Below are 19,056 nucleotides of genomic sequence, written 5' to 3' on the forward strand. Positions count from 1 at the left end.
GCGCCCCTCGCGGCGCGCGGCGCGGCTCATCCGCCGCTTTCGGGCGGGCCGGGATGCGCTTGACGGCGAAGCGGCGACTTTAGCGACGGCGAACGCGTCCTCGACGACGAGACGCAAAATTCAAAAAAAGCCCCCGAAAACGGGCGGCCTTCAGGGAAACAGGAAACGGGGACATGGCCAAGGGCTCGGTTAAAGGCAACGGCAAAGCCGGCAAGCGCGGCGACAAGAACGCTGCAAACGGCCCAGCCGTTTCGAAGACCCTGCTCATCGGCGCAGGCGCTTTTTTCGCGCTGGTTTTCGGCGTCTTCGTCGCCGTCACCAGCAACACGACTCCCGCGCCGCCGGCCTCGGCGATCGGCGGGCCGTTCCAGCTCACGTCGCAAGCGGGCGAGCAGGTGAGCGAGAAAGATCTGCTGGGCAAGCCCTATCTCGTCTTCTTCGGCTATACGCACTGTCCCGACGTCTGTCACACGACGCTGTTCGAAATGTCCGAGATCATGCGCGCGCTCGGTCCCGAGGCGAAGATCGGCGGATTGTTCGTGACGGTCGATCCGGAGCGCGACACGCCCGAAGTCCTCAAGGAATATCTCGCCAATTTCGATTCGCGCATCATTGGCGTCACCGGGCCGCGGCCGCAGCTCGAACCCATGCTGCGTGAATACCGCATTTACGCGAAGCGCGCGCCGGGCAAGGAAGAGGACTACGCCGTCGATCACACGACGGTCGTCTATCTCATGGACAAGAACGGCCGCTTCGTGACCGCCTTCAACGTCAACCGCAAGCCGGAAGAAGCCGCCAAGGACCTGCAGCGTTATCTGTGACGCTGACGCAGCCCGTCGACCTGGCCAGACGAAAAAATTTATGTCTGTTGCGTTTTTCGAACTCGCGACTCGCGGCGGCTTTCGTTAGCATGTCGGGATGCTTCGACTTCTGCGTGACGGACCTTCCCGAGACGGTTCGTCTCTCATCACTCTCGAGCACGCCGGCGAGACGATTGTCGTCGCGCTGCGCCGCGCGACGACGGCGCGACGTTTCACCTTGCGCGTGCGCTTCGCGGCGCGCGACGCCGTCCTCACCATGCCGAGCCGCGCTTCGCTTCGCGACGCGCGGGCCTTTGCCGAACGTCACGCCGCCTGGATCGCCACGCGGCTCAATCGTCTGCCGGCGACCATTCCGTTCGCGCATGGGTCGATCGTGCCGCTGCGCGGCGTGGATCATGCGCTCCTGCATGTGCCGCAGCGCCGCGGCACCGTGTGGACGGAGCAGCGCGACGACGTGGCGACGCGCGTCGCGCTTTGCGTCGCCGGACAGGCGGAGCATGTGCACCGCCGCGTACAGGATCACCTCAAGCGCGAAGCGCGCCGCGATCTCGAGAGCGCCGTCGCGCGTCATACGTCGACTCTGGGCCTGTCGCCGCGCGGCGTGGGGCTGCGCGATCCAGTGAGCCGTTGGGGCTCCTGCTCGTCTACCGGATCGCTCAATTTCTCCTGGCGCCTGATCATGGCGCCGCCCTATGTTCTGGATTATCTGGCGGCGCATGAAGTGGCGCATCTCATGCACCTCGACCATTCGCCGCGCTTCTGGGCGCTGGCGCGGCGCCTCTGCCCCGACACCGACCGCGCCGAAACCTGGCTCTCGACGCATGGGTCTCATCTGCACAAATACGGAGCCAAGGGATGAGCCTCGATCGGCGTCGCCTTATCGCCGCCACGGCGCTGTTTCCTTTCCTCATCGAAGCGGCGGCCGCTGAGACCGTCGCGCGGCCGAAGACCGGCAAGCGACTTCTCGTTCTCGACTTCGAGATTGTCGACACCTCCAACGAGCCCGCCGACCAGCGCGCCGATCACGCACGCCGCCTGGCTGCGGCGCGCGACGCCATCGCCGACGGCCTCGCCGGGCTCGGAACTTATGACGTCGTCGACCGCGCGCCCGTTCAGGCGGATCTCGACCGCATTTTGCAACAGACCTACATTCGCACCTGCAACGGCTGCGAGGTCGCGCTCGCCAGAAAGGCCGGCGCGGATCTCGTCATGACGGGGCTGGTCAACAAGGTCAGCACGCTGATTCTGAGCATGGGCGTCTCGATCACGCGCGCGTCATCTGGGGAGCTCATTTTCCATCAGGGCTTCGACTTCCGCGGCGACAACGACACGTCCTGGGCCCGCGCCGCGCAATTTTTCACTGAGCGGATCGCGCGCGATCCCGCCACATAGGGTGTCTGGATGAGTGAGAGCGGCAAGGCGACGGCGCCCGTTTTTCCCCGCGCGCGCGGCGCGCTGCTCGACGCGTTGATCACGCGGGCGCAGGCCCTGCCGCCGATTCGCATGGGCGTCGTGCATCCTTGCGACCGGCCCTCGCTCGAAGGCGCCCTCGCTGCGCGCGACAAGGGCCTGATCGTGCCGACGCTCATTGGTCCCTGCAAGAAGATGGAGGCCGCCGCCCGGCAGATCGGCGTCTCGCTCGAGGACATCGACATCGTCGAGGCGCCGCACAGCCATGCGGCGGCGGATCAAGCGGTCGAGATGGCGCGCCGGGGCAAGCTGCATGCGCTGATGAAAGGCGCGCTGCACACGGACGAACTCATGTCCGCCGTGGTGCGCGAAGGGACCGGCCTGCGCACCGATCGGCGCATCAGCCATGTCTTCGTCATCGACGCGCCGACCTATCACAAGCTGCTGCTCGTCACCGACGCGGCGATCAATATTCTGCCGGCGCTCGAGGTCAAGCGCGACATCGTCCGCAACGCCGTCGACCTCGCCCATGCAATCGGCCTCGCCCGCCCCAAGGTCGCCCTGCTCTCCGCGGTGGAGACCGTCGAGCCGAAAATCCCTTCGACGGTGGAGGCCGCCGCTTTGTGCAAGATGGCGGATCGCGGCCAGATCGAGGGGGCGATCCTCGATGGGCCGCTCGCCTTCGACAACGCCATTTCGCGCGAGGCGGCGGACGCCAAGCAGATCGCCTCGCAGGTCGCGGGCGACCCGGACATTCTCGTCGCCCCGGATCTCGAAGCCGGCAATATTCTGGCCAAGCAGCTTGTTTTTCTGGCCGGAGCCGACACGGCCGGGATCGTGCTCGGCGCCCGCGTTCCCATCGTCTTGACGAGCCGCGCCGACGACGTCGCCTCGCGCGTCGCCTCCTCGGCCCTGGCCCAGCTCTTTACCCATCGTCCCCGACCCACGCCCTAGCCGCCTCGACAGAAGCGCCCGCGCGTGGCAGAACCCCGACGGACCGACAGATTTCCCGGCGGGGACCCCTCCCTTCCGCCCTTATGCTGAGGAGGCTTCAAAGCCGTCTCGACGCGGGGGCGACGAAAGGGAGTCGCACGCTCGTCTCCCTCGTCCTTCGAGACGCCCGCTGACGCGGGCTCCTCAGGATGAGGGAGACGAGCGTGACCCGCCCACCCTAGACAATCGACATGACCGACATCGCGAGACTCGAAGAAGACACGCTGCGCCAGATCAACGAGGCCGCCGACGAGCCGGCGCTCGAAGCCGTGCGCGTCGCCGCCCTCGGCAAGAAGGGCGCGATCTCGGCGCTGCTCGCCACCCTCGGCAAAATGGCGCCGGAGGATCGAAAGACCGAGGGCGCCAAGATCAATGCGCTCAAGGACAAGGCGACCGAGGCGCTCGCCGCCCGCCGCGTCGCGCTCGCCGAGGCCGCGCTCGAGGCGCGTCTGAAGGCCGAGACGCTCGACGTGACGCTTCCGGCCGCGGCCAGCCCGCTCGAGCGCGGCCGCATTCACCCGATCTCACAGGTGATGGACGAGCTTGCGATTATCTTCGCCGACATGGGCTTCGCCGTAGCCGAAGGCCCGGACATCGAAAGCGACGACTATAATTTCACCAGGCTCAACTTCCCCGAGGGCCACCCCGCCCGGGAGATGCAGGACACCTTCTTCCTCGCGCCGGAGGCGGGCGAAAAGAAGCTGCTGCGCACCCATACGAGCCCGGTGCAGGTACGCACCATGTTGGCGCAAAAGCCGCCGATCCGCGTGATCTGCCCCGGCCGCGTCTATCGCTGCGACTTCGATCAGACCCATACGCCGATGTTTCACCAGATCGAGGGGCTGGTCATCGACCAGTCGACCCATCTCGGCCATCTGAAATGGGTGCTGGAAGAGTTCTTGAAGAGCTTCTTCGAGGTCAAGGGCGTCAAACTGCGCTTCCGCCCCTCCTTCTTCCCCTTCACCGAGCCGTCGATGGAGGTCGACGTCCAATGCCGGCGCCAAGGCGGCGAAATCCGCTTCGGCGAGGGCGAGGACTGGATGGAGATTCTGGGCTGCGGCATGGTGCATCCCAACGTTCTGCGGAACTGCGGGCACGATCCGGACGTCTATCAGGGCTTCGCCTTCGGCGTCGGCATCGACCGCCTCGCGATGCTCAAATACGGCATGTCGGATTTGCGCGCCTTCTTCGACGCCGACACGCGCTGGCTGGAGCATTATGGTTTCAGGCCGCTGGATTTCCCGACGCTCGCGGGCGGGTTGAGCAGCTAAATCGCAATCCCTGCGCGTCATGGCCGGGCGCGTCCCGGCCATCCACGCCGACGCGTTTCGCAACAAGAGACACGGAAAACGAATGGCGCCGCTCTTATCCGTTCTGCAGCCTCATGGCATGGATGCCCGCGACGAGCGCGGGCATGACGCGGCCGCAAGCGTGCGCGAAACAGAAGTCAAGATATGAAACTCACCCTCTCCTGGCTCAAAGAGCATCTCGATACTTCCGCCACGCTCGCCGAGATCGTCGAGACGTTGACGCGCATCGGCCTCGAGGTCGAGCATGTGCACGATCCCGCCGCGCAGCTCAAAGCCTTCACGATCGCGCGAATTGTCGAGGCGACGCAGCATCCCAACGCCGACCGGCTGCGGGTCTGCAAGGTCGATACGGGCGCACCCGAACTGGTTCAAGTCGTCTGCGGCGCGCCGAACGCGCGCGCGGGGCTCAGGAGCGTCTTCTCGGCGCCGGGGACTTACATCCCCGGCAAGAAGATTACCCTCGGCAAAGGCGTCATCCGCGGCGTCGAATCGCTTGGCATGCTGTGCTCCTTCGAGGAGCTGGAGCTCGCGACGGAAAGCGAGGGCATCATCGAACTGCCCGAAGACGCGCCGGTCGGCGAAGTCTACGCGCAATGGGCCGGCCTCGACGATCCGGTCATCGAGATCAATCTCACGCCGAACCGGCCCGACGCCGCCGGCGTTTACGGCGTCGCGCGCGACCTGGCGGCGGCGGGCCTCGGCGTTCTCAAGGAGAAAGACATCCTCCCCGTCGAGGGCAAATTCCCCTGCCCCGTGGGCGTGACGCTGGATTTCGCCGAGAGCGACAAACATCTCGCCCCCTTCTTCGCACTGCGCCTCGTCAGGGGCGTCAAGAACGGCCCGAGCCCGGCCTGGATGCAGAAGCGTCTGCGCGAGATCGGCCTGCGGCCGATCAATGCGCTCGTCGACATCACCAATTTCATGACCTTCGACCGCGCGCGGCCGCTGCACGTCTTCGACGCGAAGAAAGTGAAGGGCGATCTCGTCGTGCGCAGCGCCAGAAAGGGCGAGACGCTGCTGGCGCTCGACGGCAAGACCCATGAGCTCGACGCGGGCATGGTCGTGATCAGCGACGATCACGGCGTTGAATCGATCGCCGGCGTCATGGGCGGCGAGGTCTCGGGCTGCAACGACGACACGACCGACGTGCTGATCGAATCAGCCCTGTGGGACCCGCAGAACATCGCCCACACCGGCCGCAAACTCGGCATCGTCACCGACGCGCGCTACCGTTTCGAGCGCGGCGTCGATCCCGACTTCGCCTTGCCCGGGATTGAACTCGCGACAAAACTCGTCGTCGATCTCTGCGGCGGCGAGGCTTCTCAGCTCGTCATCGCCGGCGCGGTTCCGCGCGAGCGGCGGGTCGTGGACTTCCCCTGGTCGGAAACGCAGCGCCTCGCCGGCGTCGACGTCTCGCAGGCGGAGGCGACGGCCATTCTCGAGCGTCTCGGCTTCACAGTTGAAAAGTCCGGGACGGAAGGCGCGCGCGTCACGACGCCGAGCTGGCGGCCGGACATCGAGGGCAAGGCCGACATCGTCGAAGAAATCGTGCGCATTCTTGGCGTCGACAACGTGCCGTCGACGCCCTTGCCTCGCGCCGAGGGCGTCGCGCCCCCGGTGCTGACTCTGATGCAGAAGCGCGCCCGCAACGCCCGGCGGGCGCTGGCGTCGCAGGGGCTCGTCGAGGCGGTCACCTGGTCGTTCATCGCCAAGGAGCAGGCCGAAGCCTTCGGCGGCGGCGCCCCGGGCCTCGCCCTCGCCAATCCGATCGCCGCCGATCTTTCCGACATGCGGCCGAGCCTGCTGCCGGGCCTCGTCGCCGCCGCCAACCGCAATGCGGCGCGCGGTCTCGGGGACCAGGACCTGTTCGAGGTCGGGCAGATCTTCCTCGACCCTTCCGAAAAGGGCCAGCGACTCTCCGCGGCCGGCATCCGCCGTGGCCTCGCGGGCGCAGGGCGGCACTGGTCGGCGCCGGCCCGGCGCGCCGGCGCCTTCGACGCCAAGGCGGACGCCTTGACGCTGCTCGACGCGCTCGGCGTCGCGACCGGCGGCCTGCAGGTGGTCCCCGGCGGACCCGCCTGGTTCCATCCGGGTCGCTCGGCGACGCTGCAATTCGGCCCCAAGGCGATCGTCGGCCATTTCGGCGAATTGCACCCGCGCGCGCTGAAGGCGCTCGACGTGGAGGGCCCGATCGCCGCTTTCGAGATCATCCTCGACGCGCTGCCGGCCCCCAAGGCCAAGCCCACCAAGATCAAGCCGAAGCTGGAGCTCTCCGACCTCCAGCCGCTCTCCCGCGATTTCGCCTTCATCGTGGATCGAACGGCGCCGGCGGGTGATCTGGTCCGAGCCGTGGCCGGGGCCGACAAGACCCTCATTTCCGATGTGAGCGTCTTCGACGTCTATGAGGGCGTCGGCGTGCCGGAGGGCAGGAAGTCGGTCGGCGTCGCGGTGACGTTGCAGCCGCGCGAAAAAACCCTCACCGACGCGGAAATCGAGGTGGTGGCGCAGAAGATCGTCGCCGAGGCGGAAAGAAAATGCGGGGCGTCGCTGCGGTGAGGAAGGCGAAGGTCGGCGGCGCAGGCTCCGTCTCCTCGCGCGCGCAGGGGAAGACCATGGCCGTCACACGGGCGTTCGGACGCCCGCGCACAGTCGTGTTTGCAGCGCTTCTTGCAGGCGCCCTCGCGCCGTCCGCCGTCGCTGGCCCCCGGACGATCGACGACTGCGAGGCCATAAAGGACCCCAACGCCTACAATCTTTGCCTCGCGTCCTTCGGCCCGATGCGCGGCCAGCACGGCGCGAGCTACCCCGGCGTCGCCGCCGAAGGGGAGAAGCGCGGCGGCGGCGCTTCACGTGGCGGCCGCCGGGCGGCGGCGCGCCATTTGGGCCCCGCCGGCGCATCAATGAACTATTCGAGCGGCGGGCGCGTGCGCATGGAATTCACGCCAGGGCGCTGATGAAGGCCAAGCGGCGGCGCAACATCGCCTCTAAGCTGAGCACAAAAAGACCCTGCGCCGAATTTACCTCTTGGCAAACGGGCGCCGGCCCTTTAAATAAGCCGTTCCGGGGTTGACATAGGGCTTCGACCCCGCTTTCAGATTTGGAGCTTCCGCCCGAACCAAGGCTTTGTCAATGGCTTAGGAGACAGGCGGTGGATAGGCCGGCGGATCCGGGGGTAAAGCCTCGTGTCCCGTCCGGCCATGTCCTGTCCGAGACTGCCGGCGTCGTCGAAGGGGTTTCCACACCCCGAGCGACTCAATCGGCTGGAGGACGATCAGAGAAATCTGTCGTCCGAAAGCGGCCTGCACAGACGGGGAAACCGTAATTTTTGGCCGCTGGCTCGACCGCCAACGTCCTTTGAATTTGGTTCACGCCCCTTCAACCAGGGCTTTCGTCATCCGGCGAGGCGCTCTGGGGACAGGATCTACGGAGCCGTCCGCGCCCGCGGGCGGCAAGTCGCAACCGGCGGGTTCCTCCCGCCAGTTATGAAGAGAGCAACCGTGGATAGAGCGGAGAAAAAAGAAGCCGTCGCGGCGTTGCACCAGGTCTTTAATCAGGCCGGCGCGATCGTCGTTGCGCACTACTCCGGCTTGACGGTCGCCCAAATGCAGGCCCTGCGCAAGCGGGCCCGCGAAGAGGGCGCATCCGTTCAGGTCGCCAAGAACCGCCTCGCCAAGATCGCTCTGGATGGCGCGAGCGTCGCCGATTTCGGGACCCTGCTCAAGGGCCCGACCCTGATCGCCTATTCGGACGATCCGGTGGCGGCGCCGAAGGTGGCTGTGGCCTTCGCCAAGGACCATGACAAGTTCGTGATCCTGGGCGGCGCCATGGGCGCCACGTTGCTGAACCCGGACGGCGTCAAGTCGCTTGCGACCATGCCGTCTCTCGACGAACTGCGCGCCAAGCTCGTGGGCCTCATCCAGGCGCCCGCGACCAAAATCGCCCAGCTCTCGACCGCGCCTGCCGCCAAGCTCGCGCGCGTGTTCGGCGCCTACGCCAAGAAAGACGCGGCCTAAGAGGCGCGCAAACCAAGTCAAGAACCAAATTCAAAGGACGCAACTATGGCTAATCTCGAAAAGATCGTCGAAGACCTCTCGGCTCTCACCGTCCTCGAGGCGGCTGAGCTCGCCAAGCTGCTCGAAGAGAAGTGGGGCGTCTCCGCGGCCGCCGCCGTGGCTGTCGCCGCCGCGCCGGCCGCTGGCGCCGCCGCTCCGGCCGCCGAGGAGAAGACCGAGTTCAACGTGATCCTGGCCGCGGCCGGCGACAAGAAGATCGAGGTCATCAAGGAGGTCCGCGCGATCACCGGCCTCGGCCTGAAGGAAGCCAAGGACCTCGTCGAAGGCGCCCCGAAGCCGCTGAAGGAAGGCGCTTCGAAGGAAGAGGCCGAGAAGATCAAGGCGACCCTCGAGAAGGTCGGCGCCAAGATCGAGCTCAAGTAATTTCCCCCGCCGCCTTCAAAGCGGCGGCGAGACGAGAATCGCGGTCCCGGCTCGAGCCGGGGCCGCGCGCGGTTGATAAGGGGCGCTATGTGGCAGGCGCCCGACAGGGCGAGAGCGGCTCGAATGTGAGCAGGCCGCCCTCATGAGAGAGGCTCGAAAAGCGACATGGCTCAGACGTCGGCCCGCAAGTTCACCGGTCGCAAGCGCACCCGCAAGTTCTTCGGACACATCCGCGAAGCGGCGGCGATGCCCAATCTGATCGAGGTGCAGAAGGCCTCTTACGATCAATTCCTGCTTGTCGACGAGCCCAAGGGCGGCCGCCCCGACGAAGGCCTTCAGTCCGTCTTCAAATCCGTTTTTCCGATCTCCGACTTCTCGCAGGTCGCGCTGCTCGAATTCGTCCGCTACGAGTTCGAGCAGCCGAAATACGACGTCGACGAATGCCGCCAGCGCGGCATGACCTTCGCCGCGCCGCTCAAGGTGACGCTGCGCCTCATCGTGTTCGACGTCGATCCCGATACGCAGGCGAAGTCGGTCAAGGACATCAAGGAGCAGGACGTCTACATGGGCGACATGCCCTTCATGACGTCGAACGGCACCTTCATCGTCAACGGCACCGAGCGCGTCATCGTCTCGCAGATGCATCGTTCGCCGGGCGTGTTCTTCGACCACGACAAGGGCAAGAGCCACTCCTCCGGCAAGCTGCTGTTCGCCGCCCGCATCATTCCCTATCGCGGCTCCTGGCTCGACATCGAGTTCGACGCCAAGGACATCGTCTACGCCCGCATCGACCGCCGCCGCAAGATTCCGGTGACGTCGCTTTTGTTCGCGCTCGGCCTCGACGGCGAAGAGATTCTTTCGACCTTCTACAAGACCATCGCCTACAAGGCGGATGGCGAAAACTGGCGCATGCCCTTCGACGCCGAGCGCATGAAGGGCGTGAAGGCCGTCGCCGACATGATCGACGCCGACACCGGCCAGGTCATCCTGGAGGCCGGCAAGAAGCTCGCCGTGCGCGCTGCGCGCCAGCTCGCCGAAAAGGGCGTGAAGGCGATCCGCGTGTCGTCGGAAGACCTCTACGGCCAGTATCTCGCCGAAGATCTCTTCGACCCGGGCACGGGCGAGATTTTCGCGGAAGCCGGCGACGAGATCACCGCCAAGACGCTGCCGCTGCTGCTGGAGAAGGGCTTCGACGAGCTGCCGGTGCTCGACATCGACCATATCAACGTCGGCCCCTACATCCGCAACACGCTCGCGGTCGACAAGAATTCGAACCGCGAAGAAGCGCTGTTCGACATTTATCGCGTGATGCGCCCCGGCGAGCCGCCGACCATGGACACGGCGGAAGCCATGTTCCATTCGCTGTTCTTCGACGCGGAGCGCTACGACCTCTCGGCCGTCGGCCGCGTGAAGATGAACATGCGCCTCGATCTCGATGCGCCGGACACGGTGCGCACGCTGCGTCGTGAGGACATTCTCGCCGTGGTGAAGGCGCTTGTCGACCTGCGCGACGGCCGTGGCGAGATCGACGACATCGACCATCTCGGCAACCGCCGCGTCCGCTCGGTCGGCGAGCTGATGGAAAATCAGTATCGCCTCGGCCTTTTGCGCATGGAGCGCGCCATCAAGGAGCGCATGTCCTCGGTCGACATCGACACGGTCATGCCGCAGGATCTGATCAACGCCAAGCCCGCGGCCGCCGCGGTGCGCGAGTTCTTCGGCTCCTCGCAGCTCTCGCAGTTCATGGACCAGACCAACCCGCTTTCGGAGATCACGCACAAGCGTCGTCTCTCGGCGCTGGGTCCGGGCGGCCTGACGCGCGAGCGCGCCGGCTTCGAGGTGCGCGACGTGCACCCCACGCATTATGGCCGCATCTGCCCGATCGAAACGCCCGAAGGCCCGAACATCGGCCTGATCAACTCGCTGGCGACCTTCGCGCGCGTCAATAAATATGGCTTCATCGAAGCGCCTTACCGCCGCGTCCGCGACGGCAAGGTGACGGACGAGGTCGCCTATCTCTCGGCGATGGAAGAGTCGAAGTATCACGTCGCGCAGGCGAATGCGCCGATCGACGCCGACGGCAATCTGACGGAAGACCTCGTGCTCTGCCGTCACGCCGGCGACGTCATGCTGGTGCCGCGCGAAAAAGTCGACGCGATGGACGTGTCGCCCAAGCAGCTCGTCTCGGTCGCCGCGGCGCTGATCCCGTTCCTCGAGAACGACGACGCCAACCGCGCCCTCATGGGCTCGAACATGCAGCGTCAGGCCGTGCCGCTCGTCAAGGCCGACGCGCCGCTCGTCGGCACCGGCATGGAGCCGATCGTCGCGCGCGACTCGGGCGCCGCGATCGCCGCCCGCCGCACGGGCGTCGTCGACCAGATCGACGCGACGCGTATCGTCATCCGCGCCACGGAAGAGCAGGACCCGGCCAAACCCGGCGTCGACATCTACCGGCTGATGAAGTTCCAGCGCTCGAACCAGTCGACCTGCATCAACCAGAAGCCGCTCGTGCGCGTCGGCGACGTCGTGCAAAAGGGCGACATCATCGCCGACGGCCCGTCGACGGACCTCGGCGATCTGGCGCTCGGCCGCAACGTGCTCGTCGCCTTCATGCCGTGGAACGGCTACAACTTCGAGGATTCGATCCTCCTCAACGAGCGCATCGTCAAGGAGGACGTGTTCACGTCGATCCATATCGACGAATTCGAAGTGATGGCGCGCGACACCAAGCTTGGTCCCGAAGAGATCACCCGCGACATTCCCAACGTCTCGGAAGAGACGCTGAAGAACCTGGACGAAGCGGGCATCGTCTATATCGGCGCCGAGGTGCAGGCGGGCGACATTCTCGTCGGCAAGATCACGCCGAAGGGCGAAAGCCCGATGACGCCCGAAGAGAAGCTCCTGCGCGCCATCTTCGGCGAGAAGGCGTCCGACGTGCGCGACACGTCCCTGCGCGTGCCGCCGGGCGTTCAGGGCACCATCGTCGAAGTGCGCGTCTTCAATCGGCACGGCGTCGAGAAGGACGAGCGCGCGCAGGCGATCGAGCGCGAGGAGATCGAGCGGCTCGCCAAGGACCGCGACGACGAGCTCGCGATCCTCGACCGCAACGTCTATGCGCGCCTCGGCGAAACCCTCATCGGCAAGAAGGCCATCGCCGGCCCGAAGAGCTTCAAGAAGGATCAGGTGCTGACGCAGGCGATCCTCGACGAATATCCGCGCTCGCAGTGGTGGACCTTCGTTATCGAGGACGACGCGCTGATGGCCTCGATCGAAGCCGTCCGCAAGCAGTACGACGAGTCGAAGAAGGGCCTCGAAAACCGCTTCCTCGACAAGGTCGAGAAGCTGCAGCGCGGCGACGAGCTGCCGCCCGGCGTGATGAAGATGGTCAAGGTCTTCGTCGCGGTGAAGCGCAAGATTCAGCCCGGCGACAAGATGGCCGGCCGTCACGGCAACAAGGGCGTCGTCTCGCGCATCGTGCCGCAGGAGGACATGCCCTTCCTCGAGGACGGCACGCCCGTGGACATCGTGCTCAACCCGCTCGGCGTTCCAAGCCGCATGAACGTCGGCCAGATTCTCGAGACGCATCTGGGCTGGGCCTGCGCGGGTCTGGGCAAGCAGGTCGGCAAGGCGGTCGACGCTTATATGCGCAGCAAGGACGCGACGCCGGTGCGCGAGGCCTTGAAGGACGTCTATGGTCCCGATCAGGAGCTCGATCACGTCGACGAAACGACGCTCATCGAGATCGGCAAGGATCTGAAGCGCGGCGTGCCGATCGCGACGCCGGTCTTCGACGGCGCGCGCGAGAAGGACATCGTCGACATGCTGACCAAGGCGGGGCTCGCCTCGTCGGGCCAGGTGACGCTTTTCGACGGCCGCACCGGCGAGGCCTTCGACCGCAAGGTGACCGTGGGCTACATTTATATGCTGAAGCTCCATCACCTCGTCGACGACAAGATCCACGCGCGCTCGATCGGCCCCTACTCGCTCGTCACCCAGCAGCCGCTGGGCGGCAAGGCGCAGTTCGGCGGCCAGCGTTTCGGCGAAATGGAGGTGTGGGCGCTCGAAGCCTATGGCGCCGCCTACACGCTGCAGGAAATGCTGACGGTGAAGTCCGACGACGTCGCGGGCCGCACCAAAGTCTATGAATCGATCGTGCGCGGCGACGACACTTTCGAATCCGGCATTCCGGAGAGCTTCAACGTGCTCATCAAGGAAATGCGTTCGCTGGCGCTCAATGTCGAGCTCACCAACGCCACGCCGGAGCAGGAAGAGATGGCGCCGTCCACCGCGGAGGCTGCGGAATAGTCGATGCGACTGTCCCCCGTCATGGCGAGCGCAGCATTCCAGAGCAGCAACGGCGGCTCTGGAATGCTTCGTTGCTTCGCTCCTGTGACGGCGTAGCCAACCCTTGAGATTTTACGACGCAGGCGGCGCGGCTCACGCGCCCCGGCGTCCCAGGAGAAGACCATGAATCAGCAAGAGGTCATGAATCTCTTCAATCCGGTCGTGGCGACGCAGGCCTTCGACCAGATCAGGATTTCGATCGCCAGCCCGGAGAAAATCCTCTCCTGGTCGTTCGGCGAGATCAAGAAGCCCGAGACGATCAACTACCGCACGTTCAAGCCCGAACGCGACGGTCTGTTCTGCGCGCGCATCTTCGGGCCGATCAAGGACTACGAGTGCTTGTGCGGCAAGTACAAGCGCATGAAATACAAGGGCGTCATCTGCGAGAAGTGCGGCGTCGAAGTCACGCTCGCGCGCGTGCGGCGCGACCGGATGGGCCATATCTCGCTCGCCGCGCCCGTCGCGCATATCTGGTTCCTGAAGTCGCTGCCCTCGCGCATCGGCCTTCTGCTCGATATGACGCTGAAGGATCTCGAGCGCATCCTCTACTTCGAGTCCTATATCGTCATTGATCCGGGCCTCACCCCGCTCAAGGAGCGCCAGCTCCTCTCGGAAGAGGAATATCTCACCGCGCAGGACGAGTTCGGCCAGGACACGTTCACCGCCATGATCGGCGCCGAGGCGATCCGCCGGCTGCTCGAGTCGATGGACCTCGAGGGCATCGCCGCGTCCCTGCGTCAGGAGATCGCCGAGGCGAAGACCGAGCTCAAGCCCAAGAAGCTCGCCAAGCGCTTGAAGATCATCGAGGCCTTCATCCAGTCGGGCAATCGGCCGGAGTGGATGATCCTGAAGGAAATCCCGGTCATCCCGCCGGATCTGCGTCCGCTCGTCCCGCTCGACGGCGGGCGCTTCGCGACGTCGGACTTGAATGATCTCTACCGCCGCGTCATCAACCGCAACAACCGCCTGAAGCGCTTGATCGAGCTGCGCGCGCCGGACATCATCATCCGCAACGAAAAGCGCATGCTGCAGGAGGCCGTCGACGCGCTGTTCGACAACGGCCGCCGCGGCCGCGTCATCACGGGCGCCAACAAGCGCCCGCTGAAGTCGCTCGCCGACATGCTGAAGGGCAAGCAGGGCCGCTTCCGCCAGAATCTGCTCGGCAAGCGCGTCGACTATTCGGGCCGCTCGGTGATCGTCGTCGGTCCGGAGCTCAAACTGCATCAATGCGGCCTGCCAAAGAAGATGGCGCTGGAGCTGTTCAAGCCCTTCATCTATTCGCGTCTCGACGCCAAGGGCTATTCGGCGACCGTGAAGCAGGCCAAGAAGCTCGTGGAGAAAGAGAAGCCCGAAGTCTGGGACATCCTCGACGAGGTCATTCGCGAGCATCCGGTTCTCCTGAACCGCGCGCCGACGCTGCATCGTCTCGGCATTCAGGCCTTCGAGCCGGTGCTGATCGAGGGCAAGGCGATCCAGCTGCATCCGCTCGTCTGCGCGGCCTTCAACGCCGACTTCGACGGCGACCAGATGGCCGTGCACGTGCCGCTGTCGCTCGAAGCGCAGTTGGAAGCGCGCGTGCTGATGATGTCGACGAACAACATCCTGCACCCGGCGAATGGTCAGCCCATCATCGTGCCGTCGCAGGACATTGTTCTGGGCCTCTATTATCTGACGCTGGAGCGCGACGGCGAGCCGGGCCAGGGCATGTGCTTCGCCAATCAGGGCGAGATCGAGCACGCGCTCGCCGCCAAGGCCATCACGCTGCACACGAAGATCAAGGGCCGCGGCTGGACCTATGACGCGGCGGGCAAGCGCGTGGCGAAAATCTACGACACCACGCCGGGCCGCATGATGCTCGCCCAGCTTCTGCCCAAGCACACGAAGATCCCCTTCGACGTCGTCAACAAGCTGATGACCAAGAAAGAGATCTCGAACATGATCGACACCGTCTACCGCAACTGCGGTCAGAAGGAGACGGTCATTTTCTGCGACCGCATCATGGCGCTCGGCTTCCGCGAAGCCTTCAAGGCCGGCATCTCCTTCGGAAAGGACGACATGGTCGTGCCGGAGACGAAGGAGAAGATCGTCTCCGAGACGCGCGCCGCCGCGAAAGAATATGAGCAGCAGTACAACGACGGCCTCATCACCCAGGGTGAGAAATACAACAAGGTCGTCGACGCCTGGATGAAGTGCACGGACAAGCTCGCCGAGGAGATGATGCAGCGCATCTCCGCGGTGCGTAAGGACGAGCACGGCCGCGACGTGCCGATCAATTCGATCTACATGATGTCGCACTCCGGCGCGCGCGGTTCGCCGCAGCAGATGAAGCAGCTCGCCGCCATGCGCGGCCTGATGGCGAAGCCGTCGGGCGAGATCATCGAGAGCCCGATCATCTCGAACTTCAAGGAAGGGCTGACGGTTCTCGAATACTTCAACTCCACCCACGGCGCCCGCAAGGGCCTCGCGGATACGGCGTTGAAGACCGCGAACTCGGGCTATCTCACCCGTCGTCTCGTCGACGTCGCGCAGGATTCGATCATCTCGTCCACGGACTGTGGGTCGCAGAACGGCATCCGCATGCGCGCCATCATCGACGCCGGCCAGGTCGTCGCGTCGCTGGCGACGCGTATCCTCGGCCGCACGGCGGCGGAGGATCTCAAGGCGCCGGACGGCAGGGTCATCGTCCCCGCGGGCGAGATGATCCAGGAGTGGCATATCGAGCCGATCAACGCCGCCGGCATTCAGGAGGTGAAGATCCGCTCGGTCTTGACCTGCGAGGCCAAGAACGGTGTCTGCGCCAAATGCTATGGCCGCGACCTCGCGCGCGGCACGCCCGTCAATATGGGCGAGGCCGTGGGCGTCATCGCGGCGCAGTCGATTGGCGAGCCGGGCACGCAGCTCACCATGCGCACCTTCCACATCGGCGGCGCGGCGCAGCTCGCGGACCAGTCCTTCATCGAGTCGAATTTCGAGGGCACGGTGCATGTGCGCAACCGCCATGTCGCCCGCAACTCGGACGGCGACCTCATCGTCATGGCGCGCAACGTCGCCATCGTGATCCTCGGGCCGGACGGCGCCGAGCGCGCGGTGAACCGTATCCAATACGGCGCCAAGCTGAAGGTCGACGAAGGCGACAAGGTCAAGCGCGGCCAGCGCATCGCCGAGTGGGACCCCTATACGCGTCCCATCATCAGCGAGGTGGACGGCGTCATCGGCTTCGAGGACCTCGTCGAAGGCCAGTCGATGTCGGAGACGGTCGACGAATCGACCGGCATCGCCAAGCGCATGGTCATGGACTGGCGCCTCAATCTGCGCTCGGCGAGCCTCAAGCCCGCGATCGTCATCAAGAGCGCGGACGGCAAGATCGCCAAGCTGCAGCGCGGCGGCGACGCCCGCTATCTGCTGCCTGTCGACTCGATCATCGCGGTCGAGCCCGGCGGCACGGTGAAGGCCGGCGACATTGTCGCGCGTATCTCGGTCGAAAGCGCCAAGACCCGCGACATCACCGGCGGTCTTCCGCGCGTCGCGGAGCTCTTCGAGGCGCGCCGGCCGAAGGATCACGCGATCATCGCGGAGATCTCGGGCACCGTTCAGTTCGGCCGCGACTACAAGAACAAGCAGCGTCTCAGCATCGTGCCGTCGGAAGAGGGCGCGGAGCCGGTCGAATATCTGATCCCGAAGGGCAAGCACATTCACCTTCAGGATGGCGACGTCGTCGAAAAGGGCGATTACATCGTCGACGGCAATCCGGCGCCGCACGACATCCTGGCGATCAAGGGCGTGGAGGAGCTTGCGGCCTACCTCGTCAACGAGATCCAGGAGGTCTATCGTCTGCAGGGCGTGAACATCAACGACAAGCACATCGAAGTGATCGTGCGTCAGATGCTTCAGAAGATCGACATCACCGATCCGGGCGACACCGGCTTCCTCGAAGGCGAGCAGGTGGATCACGTCGAGCTCGACGAGGCGAACGCCAGGGCGATCGAGAACGGCGGCAAGCCCGCGAGCGGGACGCCGGTGCTGCTCGGCATCACCAAGGCGTCGCTGCAGACGCGCTCCTTCTTCTCCGCCGCCTCCTTCCAGGAGACGACGCGCGTCCTCACCGAGGCCGCCGTCAACGGCAAGATCGACCCGCTGGTCGGCCTCAAGGAGAACGTCATCGTCGGCCGTCTCATCCCGGCCGGCACGGGCGCAGCGATGGCCAAGTTCCGCGGCATCGCATCGGGCCGCGACGACCTGATCATCGAGCAGCGCGCCGAGGCGGCCGAGCCGGCCCCGGCGCTGCCGCCGGCGGAGTAAGAGCCTGGTGAAAAAGAAGGCCGCCCGCGAGGGCGGCCTTTCTTCTTTGGGTTATCCGCTTGTGCGGTCCGTCATGGCCGCGGCTTGTCCCGCCGGCGCGCATCCGGCAGCTCGCGCCAGAGCGGAGCCGCGTGGACAACCGCGACAGGCGCGGGCGTCACAGGCGCGCGAGGCGGCGATACTGGTTGAAAACGAAGAGATGGCGTTCGTGTCTTCCCTCCTTTCCCTCCTGGAGAGCCTCCCCGCTGGCGCCGCGCGCGCGCTGATCCTCGTCTATCGCGTGACTTTCTCCGCCTTCGCCGGGCGGAGTTGCCGCTATGCGCCGACGTGCTCGGAATATGCGGAGGAGGCCATTGCAAAACATGGCCTGTGGGCGGGAGGCTGGATGGGCTTTGCGCGCATTTGCCGATGCCGGCCGGGCGGCGGCGAGGGATTCGACCCCGTTCCGGAGCGCCTGCCCGCAGGCGCCAGCGCGTTCACCCCCTGGCGCTATGCGCGGTGGCGGGGACCGTTTCGCTGTGAGGAGGTCGACGAGTAGCTTTGCTTTGGGGGCTCCCTGGGCGACCGGCCTGAGCCGTTACGACTTCGCCATCAGCTCCAGCGCCAGACCGTAAATCCGCGTGCGCGACGCCTCGGGCAAGGTGCGCAGCACTTCGAGATAGGTTTGTCCCGCGGCGCACATCCTGGCGTCGTCGAGCGGCGGGTCGGGCATTTTGCCGTCGAGCAGCGCATCGATTTCCGCCTTGTCGAGGCCGCGCGCGGCGAGCGCCGTCTCGAGCGTCTTGAAATCCGCCTCGGTCGGCTGGCTGCGGGCGAGGTTTTTGGTCTTGCCGCTCACCATCGCCTCGAGGCTGGCGGTCGCCATCTGGGCGACGAGCGGACGCCGCGCCGCGGCGAAGCGCTGGAAGTCCTGATTGGTCGCGCCATAGAGAAAGCCGACGCATAATTTCTTGTCTTCCCGCGCCACGGCCTGCAACACCGCGAGCTGCTCGGCGAAGACGCGCGACATCGCCTCGGGATCGGCCTTGGCGGCGAGGCTGCCGCGCGACTGGCGCAGCCGCCGCACCGCCTCGGAGAGATAGTAATCGACGCTCTGCTCGGTCTTCGTCTGCGAGAGCCGCTCGGCGAACTCCTGCAGCGTCTTTTCGTAATCGCCGGTGAAGGTTTCGCGCAGCCGCGCGAAGAAGCGCGCATATTCCGGCGCCTGCGCGATCTCGGTCTCGACGATCTGCCGCGCCGTGGCGAGGTCGATCGGGCCGCTCAACGCGCTGAAGGCCCCGCCCGGCCGCGCCGGGCTGAACGCCAGGATCATCATGCCGACGCCGAGACAGATTGCGACGACGGCGGCGGCGGCGAGCGCCAGAATTCTTTCCACAAAGAGCATTCAGCGAGCCTGCGAGCGGAGCGGAGGTTGAATTTATGCAAAGGCGGCGGGCCTGAAAA

13 protein-coding genes are annotated in these 19,056 nt (G+C 65.6%); 12 read left to right on the forward strand and 1 reads right to left on the reverse strand.

The genetic code is table 11. The features are described from left to right. Window positions 1-173: 173 nt before the first annotated feature. The 12 genes from RVU70_RS03660 (at window position 174) to yidD (ending at window position 18,151) form a co-directional block, all read left to right on the forward strand. Window positions 174-821: an SCO family protein gene (locus tag RVU70_RS03660; protein WP_363349729.1), complete on the forward strand. Its 648-nt coding sequence runs from the start codon at window positions 174-176 to the stop codon at window positions 819-821. 97 nt (window positions 822-918) lie between these two features. Next, window positions 919-1,680: a SprT family zinc-dependent metalloprotease gene (locus RVU70_RS03665; RefSeq protein WP_363349730.1), complete on the forward strand. Its 762-nt coding sequence runs from the start codon at window positions 919-921 to the stop codon at window positions 1,678-1,680. Further along, complete coding sequence (locus tag RVU70_RS03670; protein ID WP_363349731.1) at window positions 1,677-2,213, forward strand: DUF3280 domain-containing protein; 537 nt, start codon at window positions 1,677-1,679, stop codon at window positions 2,211-2,213. The genes RVU70_RS03665 and RVU70_RS03670 overlap by 4 nt, the downstream gene beginning before the upstream one ends. A gap of 9 nt (window positions 2,214-2,222) precedes the next feature. Further along, window positions 2,223-3,185, forward strand: a complete 963-nt coding sequence (locus tag RVU70_RS03675) for a bifunctional enoyl-CoA hydratase/phosphate acetyltransferase (RefSeq protein WP_363349732.1) — start codon at window positions 2,223-2,225, stop codon at window positions 3,183-3,185. Between the two features lie 230 nt (window positions 3,186-3,415). Next, window positions 3,416-4,495 carry a phenylalanine--tRNA ligase subunit alpha gene (gene pheS / locus RVU70_RS03680; protein ID WP_363349733.1) on the forward strand — a complete coding sequence of 360 codons (1,080 nt, stop codon included), beginning with the start codon at window positions 3,416-3,418 and terminating at the stop codon, window positions 4,493-4,495. 183 nt (window positions 4,496-4,678) lie between these two features. Continuing rightward, window positions 4,679-7,090, forward strand: coding sequence for a phenylalanine--tRNA ligase subunit beta (pheT, locus tag RVU70_RS03685; RefSeq protein ID WP_363349734.1), 2,412 nt, complete (start codon window positions 4,679-4,681; stop codon window positions 7,088-7,090). After that, window positions 7,069-7,488, forward strand: a complete 420-nt coding sequence (locus tag RVU70_RS03690; RefSeq protein WP_363349735.1) for a hypothetical protein — start codon at window positions 7,069-7,071, stop codon at window positions 7,486-7,488. Before pheT ends, RVU70_RS03690 begins: the two co-directional genes overlap by 22 nt. 543 nt (window positions 7,489-8,031) lie before the next feature. Further along, the gene (gene rplJ / locus RVU70_RS03695) at window positions 8,032-8,547 is read left to right on the forward strand and encodes a 50S ribosomal protein L10 (RefSeq protein WP_363349736.1); all 516 of its coding nucleotides are present in this window, start codon (window positions 8,032-8,034) and stop codon (window positions 8,545-8,547) included. Between the two features lie 45 nt (window positions 8,548-8,592). Beyond that, complete coding sequence (rplL, locus tag RVU70_RS03700; RefSeq protein ID WP_363349737.1) at window positions 8,593-8,970, forward strand: 50S ribosomal protein L7/L12; 378 nt, start codon at window positions 8,593-8,595, stop codon at window positions 8,968-8,970. Window positions 8,971-9,135: 165 nt separating this feature from the next. After that, window positions 9,136-13,275, forward strand: coding sequence for a DNA-directed RNA polymerase subunit beta (rpoB, locus tag RVU70_RS03705; RefSeq protein WP_363349738.1), 4,140 nt, complete (start codon window positions 9,136-9,138; stop codon window positions 13,273-13,275). 162 nt (window positions 13,276-13,437) lie between these two features. Then, window positions 13,438-17,613, forward strand: a complete 4,176-nt coding sequence (gene rpoC / locus RVU70_RS03710) for a DNA-directed RNA polymerase subunit beta' (RefSeq protein WP_363349739.1) — start codon at window positions 13,438-13,440, stop codon at window positions 17,611-17,613. A 208-nt stretch (window positions 17,614-17,821) separates the two neighbouring features. Next, window positions 17,822-18,151, forward strand: coding sequence for a membrane protein insertion efficiency factor YidD (gene yidD, locus RVU70_RS03715; RefSeq protein WP_363349740.1), 330 nt, complete (start codon window positions 17,822-17,824; stop codon window positions 18,149-18,151). A gap of 39 nt (window positions 18,152-18,190) precedes the next feature. Here yidD and RVU70_RS03720 read toward each other — a convergent pair whose 3' ends face one another. Further along, complete coding sequence (locus RVU70_RS03720) at window positions 18,191-18,997, reverse strand: hypothetical protein (RefSeq protein ID WP_363349741.1); 807 nt, start codon at window positions 18,995-18,997, stop codon at window positions 18,191-18,193. Window positions 18,998-19,056: the final 59 nt, after the last annotated feature.

Source organism: Methylocystis echinoides (assembly GCF_040687965.1).
Lineage (GTDB): Bacteria > Pseudomonadota > Alphaproteobacteria > Rhizobiales > Beijerinckiaceae > Methylocystis > Methylocystis echinoides_A.

What these genes read in the sequence shown, in the direction of transcription:
- RVU70_RS03660 (WP_363349729.1), top strand. Translation starts at nt 174, where the DNA reads ATGGCCAAGGGCTCGGTTAAAGGCAACGGCAAAGCCGGCAAGCGCGGC.
- RVU70_RS03665 (WP_363349730.1), top strand. Translation starts at nt 919, where the DNA reads ATGCTTCGACTTCTGCGTGACGGACCTTCCCGAGACGGTTCGTCTCTC.
- RVU70_RS03670 (WP_363349731.1), top strand. Translation starts at nt 1,677, where the DNA reads ATGAGCCTCGATCGGCGTCGCCTTATCGCCGCCACGGCGCTGTTTCCT.
- RVU70_RS03675 (WP_363349732.1), top strand. Translation starts at nt 2,223, where the DNA reads ATGAGTGAGAGCGGCAAGGCGACGGCGCCCGTTTTTCCCCGCGCGCGC.
- pheS (WP_363349733.1), top strand. Translation starts at nt 3,416, where the DNA reads ATGACCGACATCGCGAGACTCGAAGAAGACACGCTGCGCCAGATCAAC.
- pheT (WP_363349734.1), top strand. Translation starts at nt 4,679, where the DNA reads ATGAAACTCACCCTCTCCTGGCTCAAAGAGCATCTCGATACTTCCGCC.
- RVU70_RS03690 (WP_363349735.1), top strand. Translation starts at nt 7,069, where the DNA reads ATGCGGGGCGTCGCTGCGGTGAGGAAGGCGAAGGTCGGCGGCGCAGGC.
- rplL (WP_363349737.1), top strand. Translation starts at nt 8,593, where the DNA reads ATGGCTAATCTCGAAAAGATCGTCGAAGACCTCTCGGCTCTCACCGTC.
- rpoB (WP_363349738.1), top strand. Translation starts at nt 9,136, where the DNA reads ATGGCTCAGACGTCGGCCCGCAAGTTCACCGGTCGCAAGCGCACCCGC.
- rpoC (WP_363349739.1), top strand. Translation starts at nt 13,438, where the DNA reads ATGAATCAGCAAGAGGTCATGAATCTCTTCAATCCGGTCGTGGCGACG.
- RVU70_RS03720 (WP_363349741.1), bottom strand. Translation starts at nt 18,997, where the DNA reads ATGCTCTTTGTGGAAAGAATTCTGGCGCTCGCCGCCGCCGCCGTCGTC.